Origin of the sequence: Pseudomonas sp. 8209 (assembly GCF_028682105.1) — a bacterium.
Classification (GTDB): Bacteria; Pseudomonadota; Gammaproteobacteria; order Pseudomonadales; family Pseudomonadaceae; genus Aquipseudomonas; species Aquipseudomonas palmensis.
In genome coordinates this window covers 40,045-57,525 of the sequence record NZ_JANIAH010000005.1, presented here as the reverse complement: position 1 = coordinate 57,525, position 17,481 = coordinate 40,045, and the positions used below count along the sequence as shown (strand labels likewise).

17 protein-coding genes are annotated in these 17,481 nt (G+C 63.2%); 6 read left to right on the top strand and 11 right to left on the bottom strand.

The annotated features are described in order from the left end of the window. Window positions 1–25: 25 nt before the first annotated feature. From NP552_RS11885 to pdxH, 3 genes are all read left to right on the top strand, one after another. Window positions 26–1,171: a serine hydrolase domain-containing protein gene (locus NP552_RS11885; RefSeq protein WP_054914730.1), complete on the top strand. Its 1,146-nt coding sequence runs from the start codon at window positions 26–28 to the stop codon at window positions 1,169–1,171. 98 nt (window positions 1,172–1,269) lie between these two features. Next, the gene (locus NP552_RS11880; protein WP_054914729.1) at window positions 1,270–2,247 is read left to right on the top strand and encodes an OmpA family protein; all 978 of its coding nucleotides are present in this window, start codon (window positions 1,270–1,272) and stop codon (window positions 2,245–2,247) included. Between the two features lie 18 nt (window positions 2,248–2,265). Beyond that, window positions 2,266–2,913: a pyridoxamine 5'-phosphate oxidase gene (pdxH, locus tag NP552_RS11875; RefSeq protein ID WP_043862620.1), complete on the top strand. Its 648-nt coding sequence runs from the start codon at window positions 2,266–2,268 to the stop codon at window positions 2,911–2,913. On the opposite strand, the gene NP552_RS11870 is transcribed toward pdxH, so the two are convergent. Then, complete coding sequence (locus tag NP552_RS11870) at window positions 2,910–3,146, bottom strand: hypothetical protein (RefSeq protein WP_043862619.1); 237 nt, start codon at window positions 3,144–3,146, stop codon at window positions 2,910–2,912. The genes pdxH and NP552_RS11870 overlap by 4 nt on opposite strands. Window positions 3,147–3,293: 147 nt before the next feature. On the opposite strand from NP552_RS11870, the gene NP552_RS11865 reads away from it, so the two are divergent. Further along, a complete protein-coding gene (locus NP552_RS11865; RefSeq protein WP_043862618.1) occupies window positions 3,294–3,758 on the top strand; it encodes a glycine zipper 2TM domain-containing protein in 465 nt (154 codons plus the stop codon). Between the two features lie 91 nt (window positions 3,759–3,849). On the opposite strand, the gene nhaA is transcribed toward NP552_RS11865, so the two are convergent. The 4 genes from nhaA to NP552_RS11845 form a co-directional block, all read right to left on the bottom strand. Continuing rightward, entirely contained in the window at window positions 3,850–5,031 is a 1,182-nt protein-coding gene (gene nhaA / locus NP552_RS11860; RefSeq protein ID WP_078480555.1) for a Na+/H+ antiporter NhaA, read from the bottom strand. Window positions 5,032–5,200: 169 nt separating this feature from the next. After that, window positions 5,201–6,820 carry an NAD(P)/FAD-dependent oxidoreductase gene (locus NP552_RS11855; RefSeq protein ID WP_054914727.1) on the bottom strand — a complete coding sequence of 540 codons (1,620 nt, stop codon included), beginning with the start codon at window positions 6,818–6,820 and terminating at the stop codon, window positions 5,201–5,203. Window positions 6,821–6,925: 105 nt separating this feature from the next. After that, on the bottom strand, window positions 6,926–7,600 hold the full coding sequence (locus NP552_RS11850) for a COG3650 family protein (protein WP_274096754.1): 675 nt from the start codon (window positions 7,598–7,600) through the stop codon (window positions 6,926–6,928). 70 nt (window positions 7,601–7,670) lie between these two features. Continuing rightward, the gene (locus NP552_RS11845) at window positions 7,671–8,270 is read right to left on the bottom strand and encodes a short chain dehydrogenase (RefSeq protein ID WP_043862614.1); all 600 of its coding nucleotides are present in this window, start codon (window positions 8,268–8,270) and stop codon (window positions 7,671–7,673) included. Between the two features lie 103 nt (window positions 8,271–8,373). Between NP552_RS11845 and NP552_RS11840 the strand changes: the two genes are divergently transcribed. Continuing rightward, window positions 8,374–9,324, top strand: a complete 951-nt coding sequence (locus tag NP552_RS11840; protein ID WP_274096753.1) for a LysR family transcriptional regulator — start codon at window positions 8,374–8,376, stop codon at window positions 9,322–9,324. Window positions 9,325–9,357: 33 nt separating this feature from the next. On the opposite strand, the gene NP552_RS11835 is transcribed toward NP552_RS11840, so the two are convergent. The 5 genes from NP552_RS11835 to NP552_RS11815 all read right to left on the bottom strand — a co-directional run bounded on the left by NP552_RS11835 (window position 9,358) and on the right by NP552_RS11815 (window position 14,342). Next, on the bottom strand, window positions 9,358–10,059 hold the full coding sequence (locus NP552_RS11835) for an ABC transporter ATP-binding protein (protein ID WP_043862612.1): 702 nt from the start codon (window positions 10,057–10,059) through the stop codon (window positions 9,358–9,360). Next, window positions 10,060–10,827, bottom strand: a complete 768-nt coding sequence (gene livG / locus NP552_RS11830; RefSeq protein WP_054914726.1) for a high-affinity branched-chain amino acid ABC transporter ATP-binding protein LivG — start codon at window positions 10,825–10,827, stop codon at window positions 10,060–10,062. After that, entirely contained in the window at window positions 10,824–12,080 is a 1,257-nt protein-coding gene (locus NP552_RS11825; protein ID WP_043862610.1) for a high-affinity branched-chain amino acid ABC transporter permease LivM, read from the bottom strand. The genes livG and NP552_RS11825 overlap by 4 nt, the downstream gene beginning before the upstream one ends. After that, entirely contained in the window at window positions 12,077–13,000 is a 924-nt protein-coding gene (livH, locus tag NP552_RS11820) for a high-affinity branched-chain amino acid ABC transporter permease LivH (RefSeq protein ID WP_043862609.1), read from the bottom strand. The genes NP552_RS11825 and livH overlap by 4 nt, the downstream gene beginning before the upstream one ends. A 223-nt stretch (window positions 13,001–13,223) precedes the next feature. Further along, on the bottom strand, window positions 13,224–14,342 hold the full coding sequence (locus NP552_RS11815) for a branched-chain amino acid ABC transporter substrate-binding protein (protein WP_043862608.1): 1,119 nt from the start codon (window positions 14,340–14,342) through the stop codon (window positions 13,224–13,226). A 355-nt stretch (window positions 14,343–14,697) separates the two neighbouring features. Here NP552_RS11815 and NP552_RS11810 point away from each other — a divergent pair, with 355 nt between their 5' ends. After that, a complete protein-coding gene (locus NP552_RS11810; protein ID WP_043862607.1) occupies window positions 14,698–15,003 on the top strand; it encodes a DUF2288 domain-containing protein in 306 nt (101 codons plus the stop codon). 204 nt (window positions 15,004–15,207) lie between these two features. On the opposite strand, the gene NP552_RS11805 is transcribed toward NP552_RS11810, so the two are convergent. After that, complete coding sequence (locus NP552_RS11805) at window positions 15,208–17,394, bottom strand: hypothetical protein (protein WP_054914724.1); 2,187 nt, start codon at window positions 17,392–17,394, stop codon at window positions 15,208–15,210. Window positions 17,395–17,481: the final 87 nt, after the last annotated feature.

The following is a 17,481-nucleotide window of genomic DNA, read 5'->3' as shown; positions in this document are numbered from 1 at the left end:
GCGCAGTACGGCGGGGTAATTACGGGTGCAGATTCAAGGTCATTACGAACTCCAGTTCGAGGCGGTACGCGAAGCCTTCGCAGCACTTTTCGATGATCCCCAGGAACGCGGCGCCGCACTGTGCATCCAGGTCGGTGGCGAAACGGTCCTCGACCTGTGGGCCGGCACCGCCGACAAGGACGGCCAGCAAGCCTGGCACAGCGATACCATCGCCAACCTGTTCTCCTGCACAAAAACCTTCACCGCCGTCACCGCCCTGCAACTGGTGGCCGAAGGCAAGCTGGCGCTGGATGCACCGGTCGCTCGCTACTGGCCAGAATTTGCCCAGGCCGGCAAGAGCTCGGTAACCCTGCGCCAACTGCTGTGCCACCAGGCCGGCCTGCCGGCGATCCGCCAGTTGCTGCCCGCCGAAGCCCTGTACGACTGGCAGACCATGGTCGACACCCTGGCGGCCGAAGCCCCCTGGTGGACCCCCGGCACCGCCCACGGCTACGCCGCGATCACCTACGGTTGGCTGCTGGGCGAGCTGATTCGCCGCGCCGACGGCCGCGGCCCGGGCGAGTCGATCGTGGCGCGCACCGCCAGGCCCCTGGGGCTGGATTTCCATGTGGGACTGGACGATGAAGAGTTCTACCGTGTCGCGCACATCGCCCGGGGCAAAGGCAACCCGGGTGACGAGGCAGCCAAGCGGCTGCTGCAGGTGACGATGCGTGAGCCCGAGGCGTTGTCCACCCGCGCCTTCACCAACCCGCCAGCCATCCTGACCAGTACCAACAAGCCTGAGTGGCGACGCATGCAACAACCGGCGGCCAACGGCCACGGCAACGCACGCAGCCTGGCCGGGTTCTATGCCGGGCTGCTGGACGGCAGCCTGCTGGAATCGGAACTGCTCGACGAACTGACCCGCGAACACAGCCTGGGCCAGGACATGACCCTGCTGACCCAGACCCGCTTCGGCCTGGGCTGCATGCTTGATCAGCCACAGGTGCCCAACGCCACGTTCGGGCTGGGCGCCAAGGCTTTCGGACACCCGGGGGCCGGCGGCTCGGTCGGTTTTGCCGATCCGGAACACGACGTGGCCTTTGGCTTTGTCACCAATACCCTGGGCCCGTATGTCCTGATGGACCCGCGGGCACAGAAACTGGTTCGGGTGCTGGCCGGCTGCCTTTGATCGGGTAAGTCCCTGCAACCGGAACCCATTGTCTATTCTGGATTCCAACAGCCTGCGCTGTCGGGTCAAATTTCTTTCATTTTCATGGTGTATCGCTGATGTCTTCACATAAAACCTTAGCTCTCGCCCTGTGCCTGGCCGTGACCGGTTGCGCACAGCACCCTCAGAACGGCTCGGCCGATGGCGGCCATGGCTGGTGGCCCTTCGGCTCCGACAAGGTGGCCGAAAAGGACGTGAAGGATGTGGTCACCGAGAAGGTTGCCCAGGCTGATGCCAAGTCCGAAAGCAGCAGCCGCTGGTGGTGGCCGTTCGGAAACAGCGACAAGGCCCAGAGCCAGGCCCAGGCGGTACCCAAGATCGACGTCAAGGCCACCCAGGCCTGGCTCGACGACTACGAGCCCAAGCTGCGCGAAGCGATCAAGGACAGCAAGTTCGAGCTCGAGCGCCGCGAAGACGTGCTGGTGGTGACCGTACCGGTCGACTCTTCGTACAACCCTGACCGCCCCGCCATGCTGTTGCCGGCCACCCTCGGCCCGATCACGCGCGTGGCCAAGGTGATCGAGACCGACTCCAAGACCGCCGTGCTGGTACTCGGCCATGCCGACAGCAGCGGCGCAGCTGCTGCCAACCAGAAGCTGAGCCAGGAGCGCGCCCAGTCGGTATCGGCGATTTTTCGCCTCAGCGGCCTGCAGCGTGATCGCCTGATGCTGCGTGGCATGGGGTCGGTGGCGCCGCGCGCCGCCAACGACAGTGTGCAGGGCCGAGCCCTGAACCGCCGCGTCGAGCTGCTGTTGACGCCACAGAACACCATGCTGGCGCTGGTGGCCAAGTACCAGCAGCCGACCCCTAGCCCGGCCGAACTGGTTGCCGTGCAGGACGTCAAGGCACCGGTCAAGGCCGCTGCCAAGCCCGCCACCAAACCAGCGGCGAAAGCCACTGCGAAAAAAGCCCCGGCCGCCAAGCCGGTGGCCAAGAAGAAGCCGGCTGCAGCCGCTGCCAAGCCGGCCGCCAAGAAAGCCGCCCCGGCCGCGAAGAAAGTCGTTGCCAGCAGCACCAGCCCTGCGAAGACCAACTGATCGTCAAGGAAACGCAGCATGACCCAGACCCTGGCCGATATGCGCCGCGACTACACTCGCGACGGCCTGACCGAAACCCAGGCGCCGGCAGAGCCGTTCGCGTTGTTTCACCAATGGTTCGAGGATGCCGTCAAGACCGAGCAGCCGCCCGTCGAAGCCAACGCCATGACGTTGGCAACGGTGGACGGCGAGGGGCGTCCGCATTGCCGTATCCTGCTGCTCAAGGGGCTGGATGAGCAGGGCTTCACCTTCTTCACCAACTACGAAAGTGCCAAGGGCCATCACCTGCGCGCCAACCCGTTCGCCGCCATGACCTTCTTCTGGCCCACCCTGGAACGCCAGGTGCGCATCGAAGGCAAGGTGGTGAAGGTCACGGCGCAGGAATCCGATGCGTATTACCAGGTACGCCCGCTGGGTAGCCGCCTGGGCGCCTGGGCATCGCCGCAGAGCCGGGTGATCGCCAACCGTGAAGAGCTGCAGGATCTGGTCAAGGCCACCGAGCAGCGCTTCAGCGATACCCAGCCGCACTGCCCCGAGCACTGGGGTGGCTACCGCCTGCTGCCGGAACGCATCGAGTTCTGGCAGGGCCGCCCGAGCCGCCTGCATGATCGTCTCAACTACCGGCTCAAACAGGGTCTGTGGCTGCGCGAGCGCCTGGCCCCTTAACCGGCGCGGTATTCGGCGGCCGCGCGTTCCAGCCAGGCCGCCAATTCCTTGCGTTTGACCTTTTGCGCCCTGGCGCTGTCCAGACGTTGTAGCATGAAGACGCGTTTGTGCTCGTCGTCCCCGGCCAGCGACAGGGCCAGGTCGCGGTCCATCCAGCGCTTGATGCGTACATACAGCCACCCGTGAAAATACAGACCCGCCAGGGTGGTTACGGCGATGATGAAGTAATCCATGTCTATCCTTGCCTGTTGAGTGTTGGGGTCATGGCGGGGATCAAGTGCCTGTACCGACGCTGAATGGAAGCAATTTTATACACCGTGTGTCGTGACAGTGGTCAACGCGCGGAGTCTAATGACTACCTGTCTTCTGGAGATGATCCTATGCGTAAATCAGTTTTGTTGGTGGCGTCGTTCACCACGATGTCGCTGCTGCTTGGCGGCTGTACCTCCAACCTGACCGGCGATTCCTATTCCCGCGATGAAGCCCGTCGCGTGCAGCAAGTGCGCATGGGTACCATCGAATCGCTGCGTCCGGTCAAGATCGAAGGCACCAAGACCCCGATCGGCGGCGGCGCCGGTGCCATCGTGGGTGGCGTGGCCGGCAGCGCGGTAGGCGGCGGTCGTGGCAGTATCGTCGCGGCAGTCATCGGTGCGGTAGCCGGCGGCCTGGCAGGTTCTGCAGCCGAGGAAGGCCTGACCCGCACCCAGGGTGTGGAAATCACCGTGCGTGAAGACGATGGCAGCATGCGCGCCTATGTCCAGCAGGTTCAGCAGAACGAAATCTTCCGGGTGGGCGAGCGCGTTCGCATCATGACCGTGGATGGCACCAGCCGGGTTTCTCACTGAACCTTGTCCTGCAGCCCTCTGGCTATGAGGGCGTGCAAACAAAACCCCGACTCGGCACCGCCGGTCGGGGTTTTTCATTGCCGGTTCGGCATCAACTGCCGACGGCCTTGCGGCTGGCCATGGCGGTTACCGCGTAGCCGATCACCGCTGCCAGGATGGAACCGGTGAGAATGCCCATGCGGTCCATGCCGGCGTACTCGCTGCTGCCCGGCACGAAGGCCAGCGAGCCGACGAACAGGCTCATGGTGAAGCCGATGCCGCACAGGATCGCCACACCCAGCACCTGGCCCCAGTTGGCGCCACTGGGCAGGGCGGCCAGGCCCAGCTTGATCGCCAGCCAGGTCAGGCCGAACACCCCGACGGTCTTGCCCAGCAGCAGGCCGACCGCGATGCCCATCGGCACATGGTGGGTAAAGCTCTCGGCGGTGACGCCGGCCAGCGACACGCCGGCATTGGCGAAGGCGAACAGAGGCAGGATACCGAACGCCACCCAGGGGTGAAGGGCGTGCTCCAGCGCCAGCAGGGGCGACGGCTCGGCGTTGCGAGTGCGCAGCGGGATGGTCAGCGCCAGGGTGACACCGGCCAGCGTGGCATGCACGCCGCTCTTGAGTACGCACACCCACAGGATCAACCCGATCACCATGTACGGCCCCAGCTTCACCACACCCATCCGGTTCATCGCCACCAGCGCTACCAGGCAGGCGGCGGCCAGCATCAGCGACAGGCTGGACAGGGCGCCGGAGTAGAATAGGGCGATGACGATGATCGCGCCCAGGTCGTCGATGATCGCCAGGGTCATCAGGAACAGCTTGAGCGACACCGGTACACGCTTGCCGAGCAGGGCCAGCACGCCGAGGGCGAAGGCGATGTCGGTGGCGGTGGGGATCGCCCAGCCGGCCACGGCGGCGGGGTTGTCCTTGTTGAGGAAGTAGTAGATCAGTGCCGGTACCACCATGCCGCCGATGGCGGCTGCGCCGGGCAGCACGATCTGCGAGGGCCTGGACAGGTGGCCGTCGATGATCTCGCGCTTGACCTCCAGGCCGATGAGCAGAAAGAACAGTGCCATCAGGCCGTCGTTGATCCACAGCAGCAGGGGCTTGGCGATTTGCAGCGCGCCCACCTGGGCCACCACGGGCACGTCGAGCAGGCCGTTGTAGAGGTAGGAGAGGGGGGAGTTGTTGATGATCAGCGCAAGGGCAGCCGCGGCAATCAGCAGCAGGCCGCTGGCTGATTCGAGCTGGAAGAAACGCGTGAATGTGCTGCGTAGAGGCAAGGGTGCTCCTCCATCCTGAAATTCGAAGAGGAACACCCTACCCTGTGGGGATATGCTTTAGAACAAAAACTATATTCTTTTTTGTTATATGCTATTGCGGCTTTTCCGCCGGCAAGGCCAACCCCTGCAGGGGCCGATCTTGCCGGCGAAACGGCCCGCAAGCCCTACCTCACGCTTCCAGGTCCAGCCCCAGCATGCTGCGCGCCACCGCCTCGGCCACACGAATTCCGTCCACGCCCGCCGACAGAATCCCGCCTGCATACCCAGCCCCCTCACCGGCGGGGAACAACCCCTTCAGGTTCAGGCTCTGCAAGCTGGCATCGCGGGTGATGCGCAGCGGCGAGGAGGTACGCGTCTCGATGCCGGTCAACACCGCATCGGGCAGGTTGTAACCCTTGATCTGGCGGTCGAACGCCGGCAGTGCCTCACGGATCGCCTCGATGGCAAAGGCCGGCAGGCTCAGCGCCAGGTCGCCCAGGCTCACGCCCGGCTTGTACGAGGGTTCCACGCTGCCCAGGGCGGTGGATGGCTTGCCGGCGACAAAGTCGCCCACCAGTTGCGCCGGTGCCTGGTAGTTGCTGCCACCCAGCTCATAGGCCAGGCTCTCCAGGCGTTCCTGCAGTTCGATGCCGGCCAGCGGGCCGCCCGGGTAGTCCTGCTCGGGGGTGATGCCGACCACGATGCCAGAGTTGGCATTGCGCTCGTTGCGCGAGTACTGGCTCATGCCGTTGGTCACCACGCGTCCCGGTTCGCTGGTGGCAGCTACCACCGTGCCGCCCGGGCACATGCAGAAGCTGTATACCGAACGTCCGTTCTTGGCGTGGTACACCAGCTTGTAGTCGGCCGCGCCGAGTTTCGGGTGTCCGGCATACTTGCCCAGGCGGGCCTTGTCGATCAGGGTCTGCGGGTGCTCGATGCGAAAGCCGATGGAGAACGGCTTGGCTTCCATGAACACGCCCCGCGCATGCAGCATGCGGAAGGTGTCGCGGGCGCTGTGCCCCAGGGCCAGGATCACGTGGCGCGAATGCAGCTGTTCGCCACTTTCGAGTACCACGCCGGTCAGTTGCTCGCCCTCGCTGATCAGGTCGATGACCTTCTGCTCGAAACGCACCTCGCCGCCCATGGCTTCGATCTGCTGGCGCATGTTCTCGACCATGCCGGTCAGGCGGAAGGTACCGATGTGCGGCTTGTTGACGTACAGGATCTCGTCCGGCGCACCGGCCTTGACGAACTCGTGCAGCACCTTGCGGCCGTGATGCTTCGGGTCCTTGATCTGGCTGTACAGCTTGCCGTCGGAGAAGGTGCCGGCACCGCCTTCGCCAAACTGCACGTTGGACTCGGGGTTGAGCACGCTCTTGCGCCACAGGCCCCAGGTGTCCTTGGTGCGTTGGCGCACCTCCTTGCCGCGTTCGAGGATGATCGGCTTGAAGCCCATCTGTGCCAGCAGCAGGCCGGCGAAGATCCCGCACGGGCCGAAGCCGACCACGATCGGGCGTTCGGCAAGCTCGGCCGGTGCCTGGCCAACCGGCTTGTAGCTGACGTCCGGGGCCGGGGTGATGTTGTGATCGTCGGCGAACTTCTGCAGCAGCTCAGCTTCGTTGCTGGCTGTCAGGTCGATGGTGTAGATGAACAGCAGTTCGGTGTTCTTCTTGCGCGCATCGTAGCTGCGCTTGAACAGCGTGAAGTCCAGCAGCTGGTCGTCGCTGATCCCCAGGCGCTGCACGATGGCTTCGCGCAGGGCTTCGTCCGGGTGATCCAGCGGCAACTTCAGTTCAGTGATTCGTAGCATGACAGGGTCCAGTATCCCGGCCATCAAAGGGCCGGCGGCTTTGCACAAACCGCCAAGTATAAGCTGTTCGCAGGCGCTTAAGGCAGCTTAAACGCGTGCGGCCGGTCAGTCGTTGCGCGAGCCGCCGTAGTAGCCGCAGCCACGCAGGGTCTGGCCATCGATGCGCAGTTCGGCGCTCAGGTGGCTGACCGCGCCGGTGGCGATGTCCACGCAGCGCTGCGGGGCGACCCACAGGTCGATGCGCTGGCCGTTGGCTTCGGTGCTCAGTGACAGGCGCCCGTCGGGCATCTGTTCTTCCAGGTACGGCACCGCCAACGAGGGCTGGCCAGGGCGGTCGAGCACCATGCCCTGGCCGCTGGCCTTGATGTTCCAGTCCGGCTCATGGCCGTTGGCGCGCAGGATCAGGCGCTTGAAGTTCGGGTCGCTGCAGGCGCTGGAGGAGTGCTCGACGCGGTACAGCTGTTGCACGTCGAGCTGGCCATCGTTGCCGGCCTGCTGGCTGCCGGCCAGCTTGCCGCGCACGTCGGCGAACAGGGTGCCGGGGGTTGCCGCCAGTGCCGAAGCTTCCTGCAGCAGGCCGGTGTTGCCGGTGTCGCGGACCACGAAGCGGCGGCTCTCCTCGCACGGCTTGAACAGCAACTGGCCGCCAGCGGCGGACAGCTCGCCCTGCAGGCGAGTCATGCCGACGGTGGACACCGTCTCGGGTTTGTCTGCCAGCATCTGGCAACCGGCGAACAGGGGCAGCAGGGCGGCTAACAGCAGCGAAGGGGCGGCACGCATCGGGGGGCTCCAGCATCGGGTCCAGAAAAGTGCCGTCACGTTACGCAGCCTGGGGCGCAATCACAAGGCCCTAGCCCACGTGATAGGTCTGCCCGGTCTGCAGCCCCTCCACGCTCTTGGCGTAGGCCAGCGCCACGTCGGCCGCCGGTACCGGCTTGAAGCCGCGAAAGTAGGGGGCATAGTCGGGCATGGCCTCGAGCAGCACGGTCGGACTGATGGCGTTGACCCGCAGCCCGCGTGGCAGCTCGATGGCGGCGGCGCGCACGAAGGCGTCGATGGCACCGTTGACCAGGCTGGCCGAGGTGCCGGTACGGATCGGGTCGTGGCTGGTGACGCCGGTGGTGAAGGTGAACGAGCCGCCGTCATTGATGAACTCGCGACCGATCAGCAGCAGGTTGACCTGGCCCATCAGCTTGTCGTTCAGGCCCAGGGCAAACCCCTGTTCGTCCAGTTCGTCCAGGGGCGCGAACACCACGTTGCCGGCGGCGCACACCAGGGCATCGAAGCGCCCGGTCTGCTCGAACAGGCGGCGAATAGAGGCACTGTCGCTGATATCGGCCTGCAGGTCGCCGCTGTTGCGACCGACCCGGATCACCTCGTGGCGCTGTTCCAGTTCACGGGCCACGGCCGAACCGATGGTACCGCCGGCGCCGATCAGAATGATTTTCATGGGGCTGTTCCTCGCGTGTGGGGTGAGGTTTCAGTCTAGGGTGGATTTTTGCGTGAATAAGCCTGCTAATAGGCAACCTTTGGTTTTCATGCGGAAACAATCCATGAGCGAGCTGGACGATCTGGCGGCCTTTGCGGTGTTGATGGATGCGGGCAGTTTTACCCTGGCCGCGGAGCAGCTGGGCTGGAGCAAGGGGCAGTTGTCCAAGCGCATCAGCCAGCTGGAGAGCAGCCATTCGGTCAAGCTGCTGCACCGCACCACGCGGCGCCTGAGCCTGACCGCCGCGGGCGCAGCGCTGCTGCCCCAGGCCCAGGCGCTGGTGCGCCAGGTGATCCAGGCGCGCCAGGCGCTGTCGCGGCTCAAGGATGACCTGTCGGGCCCGGTGCGGGTGACGGTGCCGGTGTCGCTGGGTGAAACCTTCTTCGAAGGCCTGCTGCTGGAGCTGGGCAACCAGTACCCGCAGTTGCAGATCGAACTGGAACTGGACAATGCCTACCGCGACCTTCTGCGCGACGGCTTCGACCTGGCCATCCGACAGATCCCGGGCAATGACGAGCGCCTGGTGGCGCGGCCGCTGCTGGCCATGCAGGAGCTGACCTGCGCCAGCCCGGCGTACCTGGAGCGCCACGGCACGCCGACCACGCCGCAGGCGCTGGCCGAGCATCGCTGCCTGCTCAACAGTCATTACAGCGGACGCGAGGAATGGCTGTACCACCAGCAGCATGAATTGCTGCGGGTGCAGGTGGCGGGGAATTTTGCCAGCAATCACTACAGCCTGTTGAAGAAGGCGGTGCTGGTGGGGGCGGGGGTGGCGCGGCTGCCGTCCTACATGTTGCATGCCGAGCTGGCGGACGGACGCTTGTGCTGGTTGCTGCGCGATTACCAGACACGCAGTACGCCGTTGTTCCTGGTGCACCCGTATCAGGGCGGGATGCCCAAACGCGTGCAGGTGGTGGCCGATTACCTGGTGCGCTGGTTCAAGCGTGGCAGCCAGGCGCTGGGTGCGTTGCCGGTACCGGCCCCTTCACCGACAACGCCGGCTCCTGCACTGTAGGAGCCGGCGTTGCCGGCGAAGGGGCCGTCTGGTTCAGCCCCCCAGGTACGCGTCGCGTACTTTCGGGTCGGTCAGCAGCGCTTCACCGGTGCCCTGCATCACCACCCGGCCGTTCTCCAGCACATAGGCACGGTCGGCGATCTTCAGGGCCTGGTTGGCGTTCTGCTCCACCAGGAACACCGTTACACCATCCTTGCGCAGCTGTTCGATGATGTCGAAGATCTGCTGGATGATGATCGGCGCCAGCCCCAGTGACGGTTCGTCGAGCAGCAACAGCTTGGGCTTGCTCATCAGCGCACGGCCGATGGCGAGCATCTGCTGCTCGCCCCCGGACATGGTGCCGCCACGCTGGCTGAAGCGCTCCTTGAGCCGCGGGAACAGGTGCAGCACCTTGTCCATCTGCTCTTGGTAGTCGCCCTTGTCGGTGAAGAACCCGCCCATGGCCAGGTTCTCCTCCACGGTCAGGCGTGCGAACACGCGCCGACCCTCGGGCACCACGGCAATGCTCTTGCGCATGATCTGCGCCGAACTTTGCCCCACCAGCTCCTCGCCCATGTAGCGGATGCTGCCGCTGTGGGCCTGGGGCGACCCGCACAGGGTCATCAGCAGGGTCGACTTGCCCGCGCCGTTGGCGCCGATCAGGGTGACGATCTCGCCCTGGCGAATCTCCACGTTGACGCTGTGCAGCGCCTGGATCTTGCCGTAGAAGGTGGAAACGTTTTCGAACTGCAGCATTTACGCTTCCCCCAGGTAGGCTTTGATCACTTCAGGGTTGTCCCGGATCTGTTGCGGGGTGCCATCGGCCAGCGGCGTGCCCTGGTTGATCACCACGATATGGTCGGAAATGCTCATGACCAGCTTCATGTCGTGCTCGATCAGCAGCACGGTCACCCCGTGTTCCTCACGCAAGGTGCCGATCAGCGCCTTGAGGTCTTCGGTCTCTTTCGGGTTCAGGCCTGCCGCCGGCTCGTCGAGCATGAGGATCCGCGGGCGGGTCATCATGCAGCGGGCGATTTCCAGCCGGCGTTGCTGACCATAGGCCAGGGTGCCGGCGTTACGGTTGGCGAACTCGACCAGGTCGACCTTTTCCAGCCAGTACTGCGCGTACTCCATCGCCTCGTGCTCGCTGCGACGAAAGCCCGGGGTCTTGAACAGGCCGGCGAAGAAGTTGGTGTTCAGGTGACGGTGCTGGGCGATCAGCAGGTTTTCCAGCGCGGTCATTTCCTTGAACAGGCGCACGTTCTGGAAGGTACGCACCACGCCCTTGCGGGCGATCTCGTGGCCGGCCAGGCCCTGGATGGGCTGGCCGTCGAGCAGGATGCTGCCGCCACTGGGCTTGTAGAAGCCGGTCAGGCAGTTGAACACGGTGGTCTTGCCGGCGCCGTTGGGGCCGATCAGTGCCACCACTTGTTTTTCCTTGACGGACAGGGCCACGCCGTTGACCGCCAACAGGCCGCCGAAGCGCATGCTCAGGCCGCTCACTTGCAGAATTTCGCGGCTCATCGACGCAGCTCCATGTGTGGACGTTGCATAGGCAGCAGGCCCTGCGGACGCCAGATCATCATCAATACCATCAGGGCACCGAACATCAGCATCCGGTATTCACTGAAGTCGCGCATCAGTTCGGGCAACAGGATCATCACGATGGCCGCGAGGATCACGCCCAGCTGAGAGCCCATGCCGCCGAGCACGACAATGGCGAGGATGATCGCCGACTCGATGAAGGTGAACGACTCCGGCGTCACCAGGCCCTGGCGCGCGGCGAAGAAGCTGCCGGCAAAACCGGCGAAGCAGGCACCGAGGGTGAAGGCCGAGAGCTTGATGATGGTCGGGTTCAGGCCCAGCGCACGGCAGGCGATCTCGTCTTCGCGCAGCGCTTCCCAGGCACGCCCGATCGGCATGCGCAGCAGGCGGTTGATCACGAACAGCGCCAGCAGGGCCAGCAGCAATGCCACCAGGTACAGGAAGATCACCTTGTTGATCGAGTTGTATTCCACCCCGAAGAACTCGTGGAAGGTCTGCATGCCTTCAGCCGCCCTGCGCTCGAAGCTCAGGCCGAAGAACGACGGCTTGGGAATGTTGCTGATGCCGTTCGGGCCGCCGGTGAGGTCGGTCAGGTTACGCAGGAACAGCCGGATGATCTCGCCGAAACCCAGGGTCACGATGGCCAGGTAGTCACCGCGCAGGCGCAGCACCGGGAAGCCCAGCAGGAAGCCGAACGTGGCCGCCATCATCCCCGCGATCGGCAGGCACACCCAGAAGCTCAGGCCGAAGTAGTGCGACAGCAGCGCATAGCTGTAGGCGCCCACGGCATAGAAGCCCACGTAGCCCAGGTCGAGCAGGCCCGCCAGGCCGACCACGATGTTCAGGCCAAGGCCCAGCATCACGTAGATCAGGATGAGCGTGGCGATGTCGACCGCACCGCGCGAACCGAAGAACGGCCACACCAGGGCAACCGCGATCAGGCCCAGGATGATGTAGCGCTGGGTGCGCGGCAGGGTCAGGAAGTTGCTGACCTTGGGCGATATCAGTGCACCCCGGGGGGCGGACCGCATCATCGCGCTCCATTGCTTGTCGAACAGCACGCGCAGGAACATCAGCACCGAGCACACCACAATCACGCTCAGGGCCAGGGGCCCCTGGCCATGCACCTGCAGGCTGATACCGACGATGCTGAGTTTCAGGCCCAGTACCGGGAATGCCACGGCCCAGACCAGCAAGGCGCTGAAAAACGCCGATTTGAGATTTCTGCTCATACTTTCTCGACCTCCGGACGGCCCAGGATGCCGGTCGGACGGAACAACAACACCAGAACCAGAAGACCGAATGCCACCACGTCCTTGTACTGGTCACCGAAGATATCGGCGCCAAAGGCCTCGGCCACGCCCAGCACCAGCCCGCCGAGCATGGCGCCCGGAATGCTGCCGATGCCGCCCAGCACCGCCGCGGTAAAGGCCTTCAGGCCCACCAGGAAGCCGGCGTTGGGGTTGATCACGCCGTACTGCATGCTCAGCAGTACCGCTGCCACGGCCGCCAGGGCCGCACCGATCACGAAGGTCAGGGCGATGATGTTGTTGGTGTTGATACCCAGCAGGTTGGCCATCTTGATGTCTTCGGCACAGGCGCGACAGGCGCGGCCCAGGCGTGAACGCGAGATGAACAGGGTCAGCCCGGTCATGGCCACCAGGGTGACGACGAAGACCAGGATCTGCATGTAGGAAATCAGGACTTCCTCGGCGCCGCCCGGCCCGAAGGAGATGCTCCCCGGAATCAGGTTGGGGATCGACTTGTCCTTGGAATCCTGGGCAAGCAAGACAGTGTTCTGCAGGAAAATCGACATGCCGATGGCAGAGATCAGCGGGATCAGCCGGTTGCTGTTGCGCAAGGGGCGGTAGGCGACCCGTTCGATGCTGTAGCCATAGGCGCTGGTGACCACGATGGTCGCGATGAACGCGGCGGTCATCAGTATCGGCAGTGAGTCGATGCCCATCATGGCCAGCCCGGCAAGGGCGATGAAGGCCACGTAGGAACCGATCATGTACACCTCGCCGTGGGCGAAGTTGATCATTCCAATGATGCCGTAAACCATTGTGTAGCCAATGGCTATCAAGGCATAGGTGCTGCCAATGGTCAGGCCATTAACCAGCTGTTGGAAGAAGTGATAGATCTCAGGCATTACAGCGCTCCTAAAAACCCGATACGCATTTCACTGGTGGGCTTGCGCCCGTCCCGGCTTGTGGTCTGAGGCCACTTCGCACGGGCACTGCCAGCGAACCGCTGGTGACGGTTTTAAGATTTTCAGGTGAACCTGCTCCCGGATCGCGGGAATCAGGCCCATGAACCTCGTAAAACAAAGCCCACTGCTCGCACAGTGGGCTTGTAGTCATGGAGTGACGGGATTACTGAGGGGAAACTTCGGTTTTAGGTTTGCCGAAATGCCATTCGTAGACGACGAACTTGAAGTCCTTCAGGTCGCCGTTCTTGTCATAGGACAAGTCGCCGGTAGGGGTCTTGAAGGTGCCGGTGTGCAGGGCCTGTGCGACCTTGTCGGTGTCTTCGCTCTTGGCCGCCTTGATGCCTTCGGCGATCAGCTCCACCGCCGAGTAGGCCGGGAACACGAACGGACCGCTCGGGTCCTTGCCGTCAGCCTTGATGGCGTCGACGATGGCCTTGTTCGCAGGGTCGGCGTCGAACGACTTGGGCAGGGTTACCAGCAGGCCTTCGGAAGCGCCCTGGGCGATCTGCGAGATCGAGTCGTTGCCCACGCCCTCTGGGCCCATGAACTTGGCCTTCAGGCCTTTTTCCTGAGCCTGGCGCAGGATCAGGCCCAGCTCTGGGTGGTAGCCGCCGTAGTACACGAAGTCGACGTTGGCTTGCTTGAGCTTCTGGATGATCGAGGAGAAGTCCTTGTCGCCGGCGTTCAGGCCTTCGAACACGGCAACCTTGGTGCCTTTGCCTTCCAGGGTCTGCTTGACCGCGGTGGCGATGCCTTCACCGTACTGCTGCTTGTCGTGCAGTACCGCAACCACCTTGGGCTTGACGTGGTCGGCGATGTAGTTGCCGGCGGCCGGGCCCTGGGCGCTGTCCAGGCCGATGGTACGGAAGATCAGCTTGTAGCCGCGGGAGGTGATTTCCGGGCTGGTGGCAGCCGGGGTGATCATGATCACGCCTTCATCTTCATAGATGTCGGACGCTGGTTGAGTGGAGCTGGAGCACAGGTGGCCGACCACGAACTTGACGCCATCGTTGACCACTTTGTTGGCGACTGCCACGGCCTGTTTAGGGTCGCAGGCGTCGTCGTATTCCTTGGCTTCGAGCATCTTGCCGTCAACGCCGCCCTTGGCGTTGATGTCCTTGATGGCCTGTTTTGCACCGATGAACTGCATGTCACCGTATTGAGTAACCGGACCGGTCTTCGGGCCGGCGATGCCGATCTTGATGGTATCGGCGGCAACTGCATGGCTGGCAACCCCGGCCAGAACCATTGCGGCGAACAGCTTGGAAATCTGCTTACTCATAGTGCTCCACTCATTCTGTTGTAATTTTTATAGTCCTGGTGCCCAGGGCTACGGACCGGGATACCGTGACGGCCACGCCGTCCCGCCTCTCCCGTGTTCCCCCGCAAAATGCCCTGGCAACTGTACCGGTACAGTGTAGAGCGCCGCTTGATCGATTGAAAAGCGGGCTTTTCGGGGCAAAATCCGGGGGTGTCGCCTAATCGACAGAAAGTTACATAAAGGCGCCGCCAATTTGCCAGCATGCTGCGGCGGGGCGTGATCTTCATGGCCTTGTCGATCAATTACTTATTTGAAACTGGGTTTTTCTGCAAAAATAGCGACCTTTCAGTGGTCGAATTATTTCTGGTAGGAACCCATGACAGATCAACCAAGCACCCTCTATGCCAAATTGCTCGGCGAGACTGCAATCATCGAGTGGAAAGCGCTGGAGCGTTTTTGGGCCAAGGGTGACCTGATTTGGGTCGACCCGTCGCTGGACCTGATCGAGGTGGCGTCGGCAATGGCCGAAAACCGCAGTGAAACCGTGGAAAAATGGCGAAATGATGGCACGGTCGTGCCGGTGACTGCCGAGCAGGCGCTAGACCTTTCGCACACGATTGCGCCGATCTGGGCAGTGGTGGTTTCGCCGTTTATCGTGATTCAGAAAAAGTCCGCGCCCTGATCTGGTGCGCAAAAACGAACAGCCGGAAGATTTTGGTGCGCGAGGGCGTTCAGGCGGGGTGGTTGTTGGTAACAGTGGGGCAGGGGTTAAAAAAACGCGGTAACAGTTCTTGCCTCATCGCGGGTCAAGCCCGCTCCCACAGGTTGGTGGAGACCTTGGTGGGAGCGGGCTTGACCCGCGATGGCCGCAAAGGCGCCGCGCAGATTACTCGTAGTCTGTCTTGCCCGTATGGCTGTTGAGCGAAATCACCCGCGTCTTGCCGATGCGGTGACGGTAGATCTCGCGCAGGTACTTCACCGCCTTCTTCACGCACTCGCGTGACAGGCGGATATCGTTGATCGACACGAACTTGCTCTTGTCGTTGATCAGCTCGCGGTACTTCTTCTCGTACATCGGCTTGATCGCGTACCAGTTGGTATCGAGGATCTTGGCCGGGTTCTCGAACTCGTTGAGCAGGTCGTCGATACGGTCCTCGTCGAACTCCTCACGGGTGATGAAGTCGAGGATGGCGTTGTCCAGCGTGTCGTCGAAACGGTACGGGGTGCGCGCGAAACAGCGCTTGATGAACGCCACAATCAGGGTCAGGAAGTCGTCCGACAGGCACGGGCTCTTGGCGATCAGGGTGGTCAGCGACAGGTTGGCCGAGGCGCCGATCACCAGCGCGTAGCGCTTGAGCGTGGTGTTGGGGAACAGGCTGTTGAGGTGGGTCTTGAGCCGGTTCAGGTCCATGTACGAGAGCTTGTAGTCCTTGGGCAGGGACACGATCGACACCACCGACGAGCAGTTCTTGAAGAAGTGCAGGTCATGCAGCGCCGCGGCGTCGTAGCCGGAGGTCTTGTACTGCTCCAGGGCCGCGCGATAGCGCTTGGACTCGATCGGCAGCAGGCTGATACCCTCGATCGCCTGGGTCACCTTGTTGAAGTGCGGCAGGTCGATGGAGCGGAAGAACAGGTCGTCGATGTTGAGCTGCGGCTTCTCTTTCTCGAACACCTTGAACTTGTCGTTGCCTGGCGTCGGCTGCTCGGGCACTACCGATTCGGCGTAGGCGATGGCCACCGGGCCGGCCAGGCTCATGAACAGGTCGTTGGCATCCAGGCGGATGGTCTCGCCGATGTCGATGCCGGCGCGCCGGAAGTAGTTCTGGTCGTAGTCGGTGGTCACCGCCTGGGCGGTGAGGATGTTGAAGATCTGCTGCGAGATGTACTGGTTGGCGTGCTTCTCCATGGCATTGACGTCAATGTCCTGGATGTTGCCGTCATCGTTCTCCTCGGCATAGCGCATGATGTCGTTGGAGATCAGCATCATCGCGTTCCACGGACGGATACGCCCCATCACGCTGGCTTCGCTGCTGTCCTCGTTGTCGAAGTTGTACGAGAAGTCCCATTCCTCCGACAGGTACTTGCACAGCAGGCGGCCGGCGTTGATGTGCAGTGCCTCGGACATCTCGCTGCGGTGGTCGGAGATGTTCGGCAGCACGCAGATGCCGCTGGTGAAGATCGGCTCGAAGACGAAGGAGTGCCCGCTCTTGGTGTCGTTCTCGTCGGCCGGCTTGGTGTCGAACGTCTTGTTCATGTACGAGAACTGCTGGGCCAGGCCGAACTCCGAAGCCATGCCCGAGCCGGTACCGCCACCGGCGCTGAAGATGTAGAAGTACAGGCGCGACTGGTTGGCCTTGATGCCGCACGAGTCGATCAGGTACGAGTGGATCAGCTTCCAGTCGGCACTGGAGAAGCGCTGGGTTTCCTTGTTGAGGATGATCTTGGCCAGGTACTGGCCCAGGATCGGCGCGTTGCCGGCGCCGCCCGCATGCACCTCGGACAGGTCCATGATCTTCATCTTGCTGTAGTCGCGCAGAAAGCCGCTCTTCTCGCCCTTGCGCGAAAAACGGATGCGCCCGGCGATGTCCTTGTCCAGGTCGCCCAGCATCACCAGCGGTTCCACCAGGAACACCGGCTTGGCGCCCTTGTTCTGCACCAGGCGCAGGTTGTTGCGGATCCAGCGGCCCGGGCTGTAGGGCTGCTCGCCGGCGTGGCGGTCTTCGTTGTTGAATTCGTTGAGGTAGAAGGTGCGGGCGTTGTACACCAGCTCCGCCACATCCAGGGCAATGTTCGAACCGCAACGACCCAGGCCGATCAGGCACACCGAAGGGAACTGCTGGTCCAGGCGCAACTGGGTGTCATCTTCGACATGCACACTGGGCGGGAACACCAGGTCGCGCAGGCCGTCGAGGTTGTCCAGGATGCGCTGGATATCGGTCTCGGTGTAATACAGGTACTGCTGCGGCGTAGCCGCGCGCGGGCTGTAGTATTCTCGAGGCGCCGGGGCGGTGAGCGCGGTGGAGGATGACATCAGCTCGGAAACCGCGGTGGCAGAAGTATTCTTTGAGGTCATTTTGCGCCATTTGCCTGGGTGGACGGCTGGTAAAAGTCGATATCATCGAGCCATCACGGGATAAGTTTCGCGACTGTATCAGTGCGC

Coding starts and splice junctions, on each gene's coding strand:
- NP552_RS11880 (WP_054914729.1), top strand. CDS start 1,270: ATGTCTTCACATAAAACCTTAGCTCTCGCCCTGTGCCTGGCCGTGACC.
- pdxH (WP_043862620.1), top strand. CDS start 2,266: ATGACCCAGACCCTGGCCGATATGCGCCGCGACTACACTCGCGACGGC.
- NP552_RS11870 (WP_043862619.1), bottom strand. CDS start 3,146: ATGGATTACTTCATCATCGCCGTAACCACCCTGGCGGGTCTGTATTTT.
- NP552_RS11865 (WP_043862618.1), top strand. CDS start 3,294: ATGCGTAAATCAGTTTTGTTGGTGGCGTCGTTCACCACGATGTCGCTG.
- NP552_RS11855 (WP_054914727.1), bottom strand. CDS start 6,820: ATGCTACGAATCACTGAACTGAAGTTGCCGCTGGATCACCCGGACGAA.
- NP552_RS11850 (WP_274096754.1), bottom strand. CDS start 7,600: ATGCGTGCCGCCCCTTCGCTGCTGTTAGCCGCCCTGCTGCCCCTGTTC.
- NP552_RS11845 (WP_043862614.1), bottom strand. CDS start 8,270: ATGAAAATCATTCTGATCGGCGCCGGCGGTACCATCGGTTCGGCCGTG.
- NP552_RS11840 (WP_274096753.1), top strand. CDS start 8,374: ATGAGCGAGCTGGACGATCTGGCGGCCTTTGCGGTGTTGATGGATGCG.
- NP552_RS11835 (WP_043862612.1), bottom strand. CDS start 10,059: ATGCTGCAGTTCGAAAACGTTTCCACCTTCTACGGCAAGATCCAGGCG.
- livG (WP_054914726.1), bottom strand. CDS start 10,827: ATGAGCCGCGAAATTCTGCAAGTGAGCGGCCTGAGCATGCGCTTCGGC.
- NP552_RS11825 (WP_043862610.1), bottom strand. CDS start 12,080: ATGAGCAGAAATCTCAAATCGGCGTTTTTCAGCGCCTTGCTGGTCTGG.
- livH (WP_043862609.1), bottom strand. CDS start 13,000: ATGCCTGAGATCTATCACTTCTTCCAACAGCTGGTTAATGGCCTGACC.
- NP552_RS11815 (WP_043862608.1), bottom strand. CDS start 14,342: ATGAGTAAGCAGATTTCCAAGCTGTTCGCCGCAATGGTTCTGGCCGGG.
- NP552_RS11810 (WP_043862607.1), top strand. CDS start 14,698: ATGACAGATCAACCAAGCACCCTCTATGCCAAATTGCTCGGCGAGACT.
- NP552_RS11805 (WP_054914724.1), bottom strand. CDS start 17,394: ATGACCTCAAAGAATACTTCTGCCACCGCGGTTTCCGAGCTGATGTCA.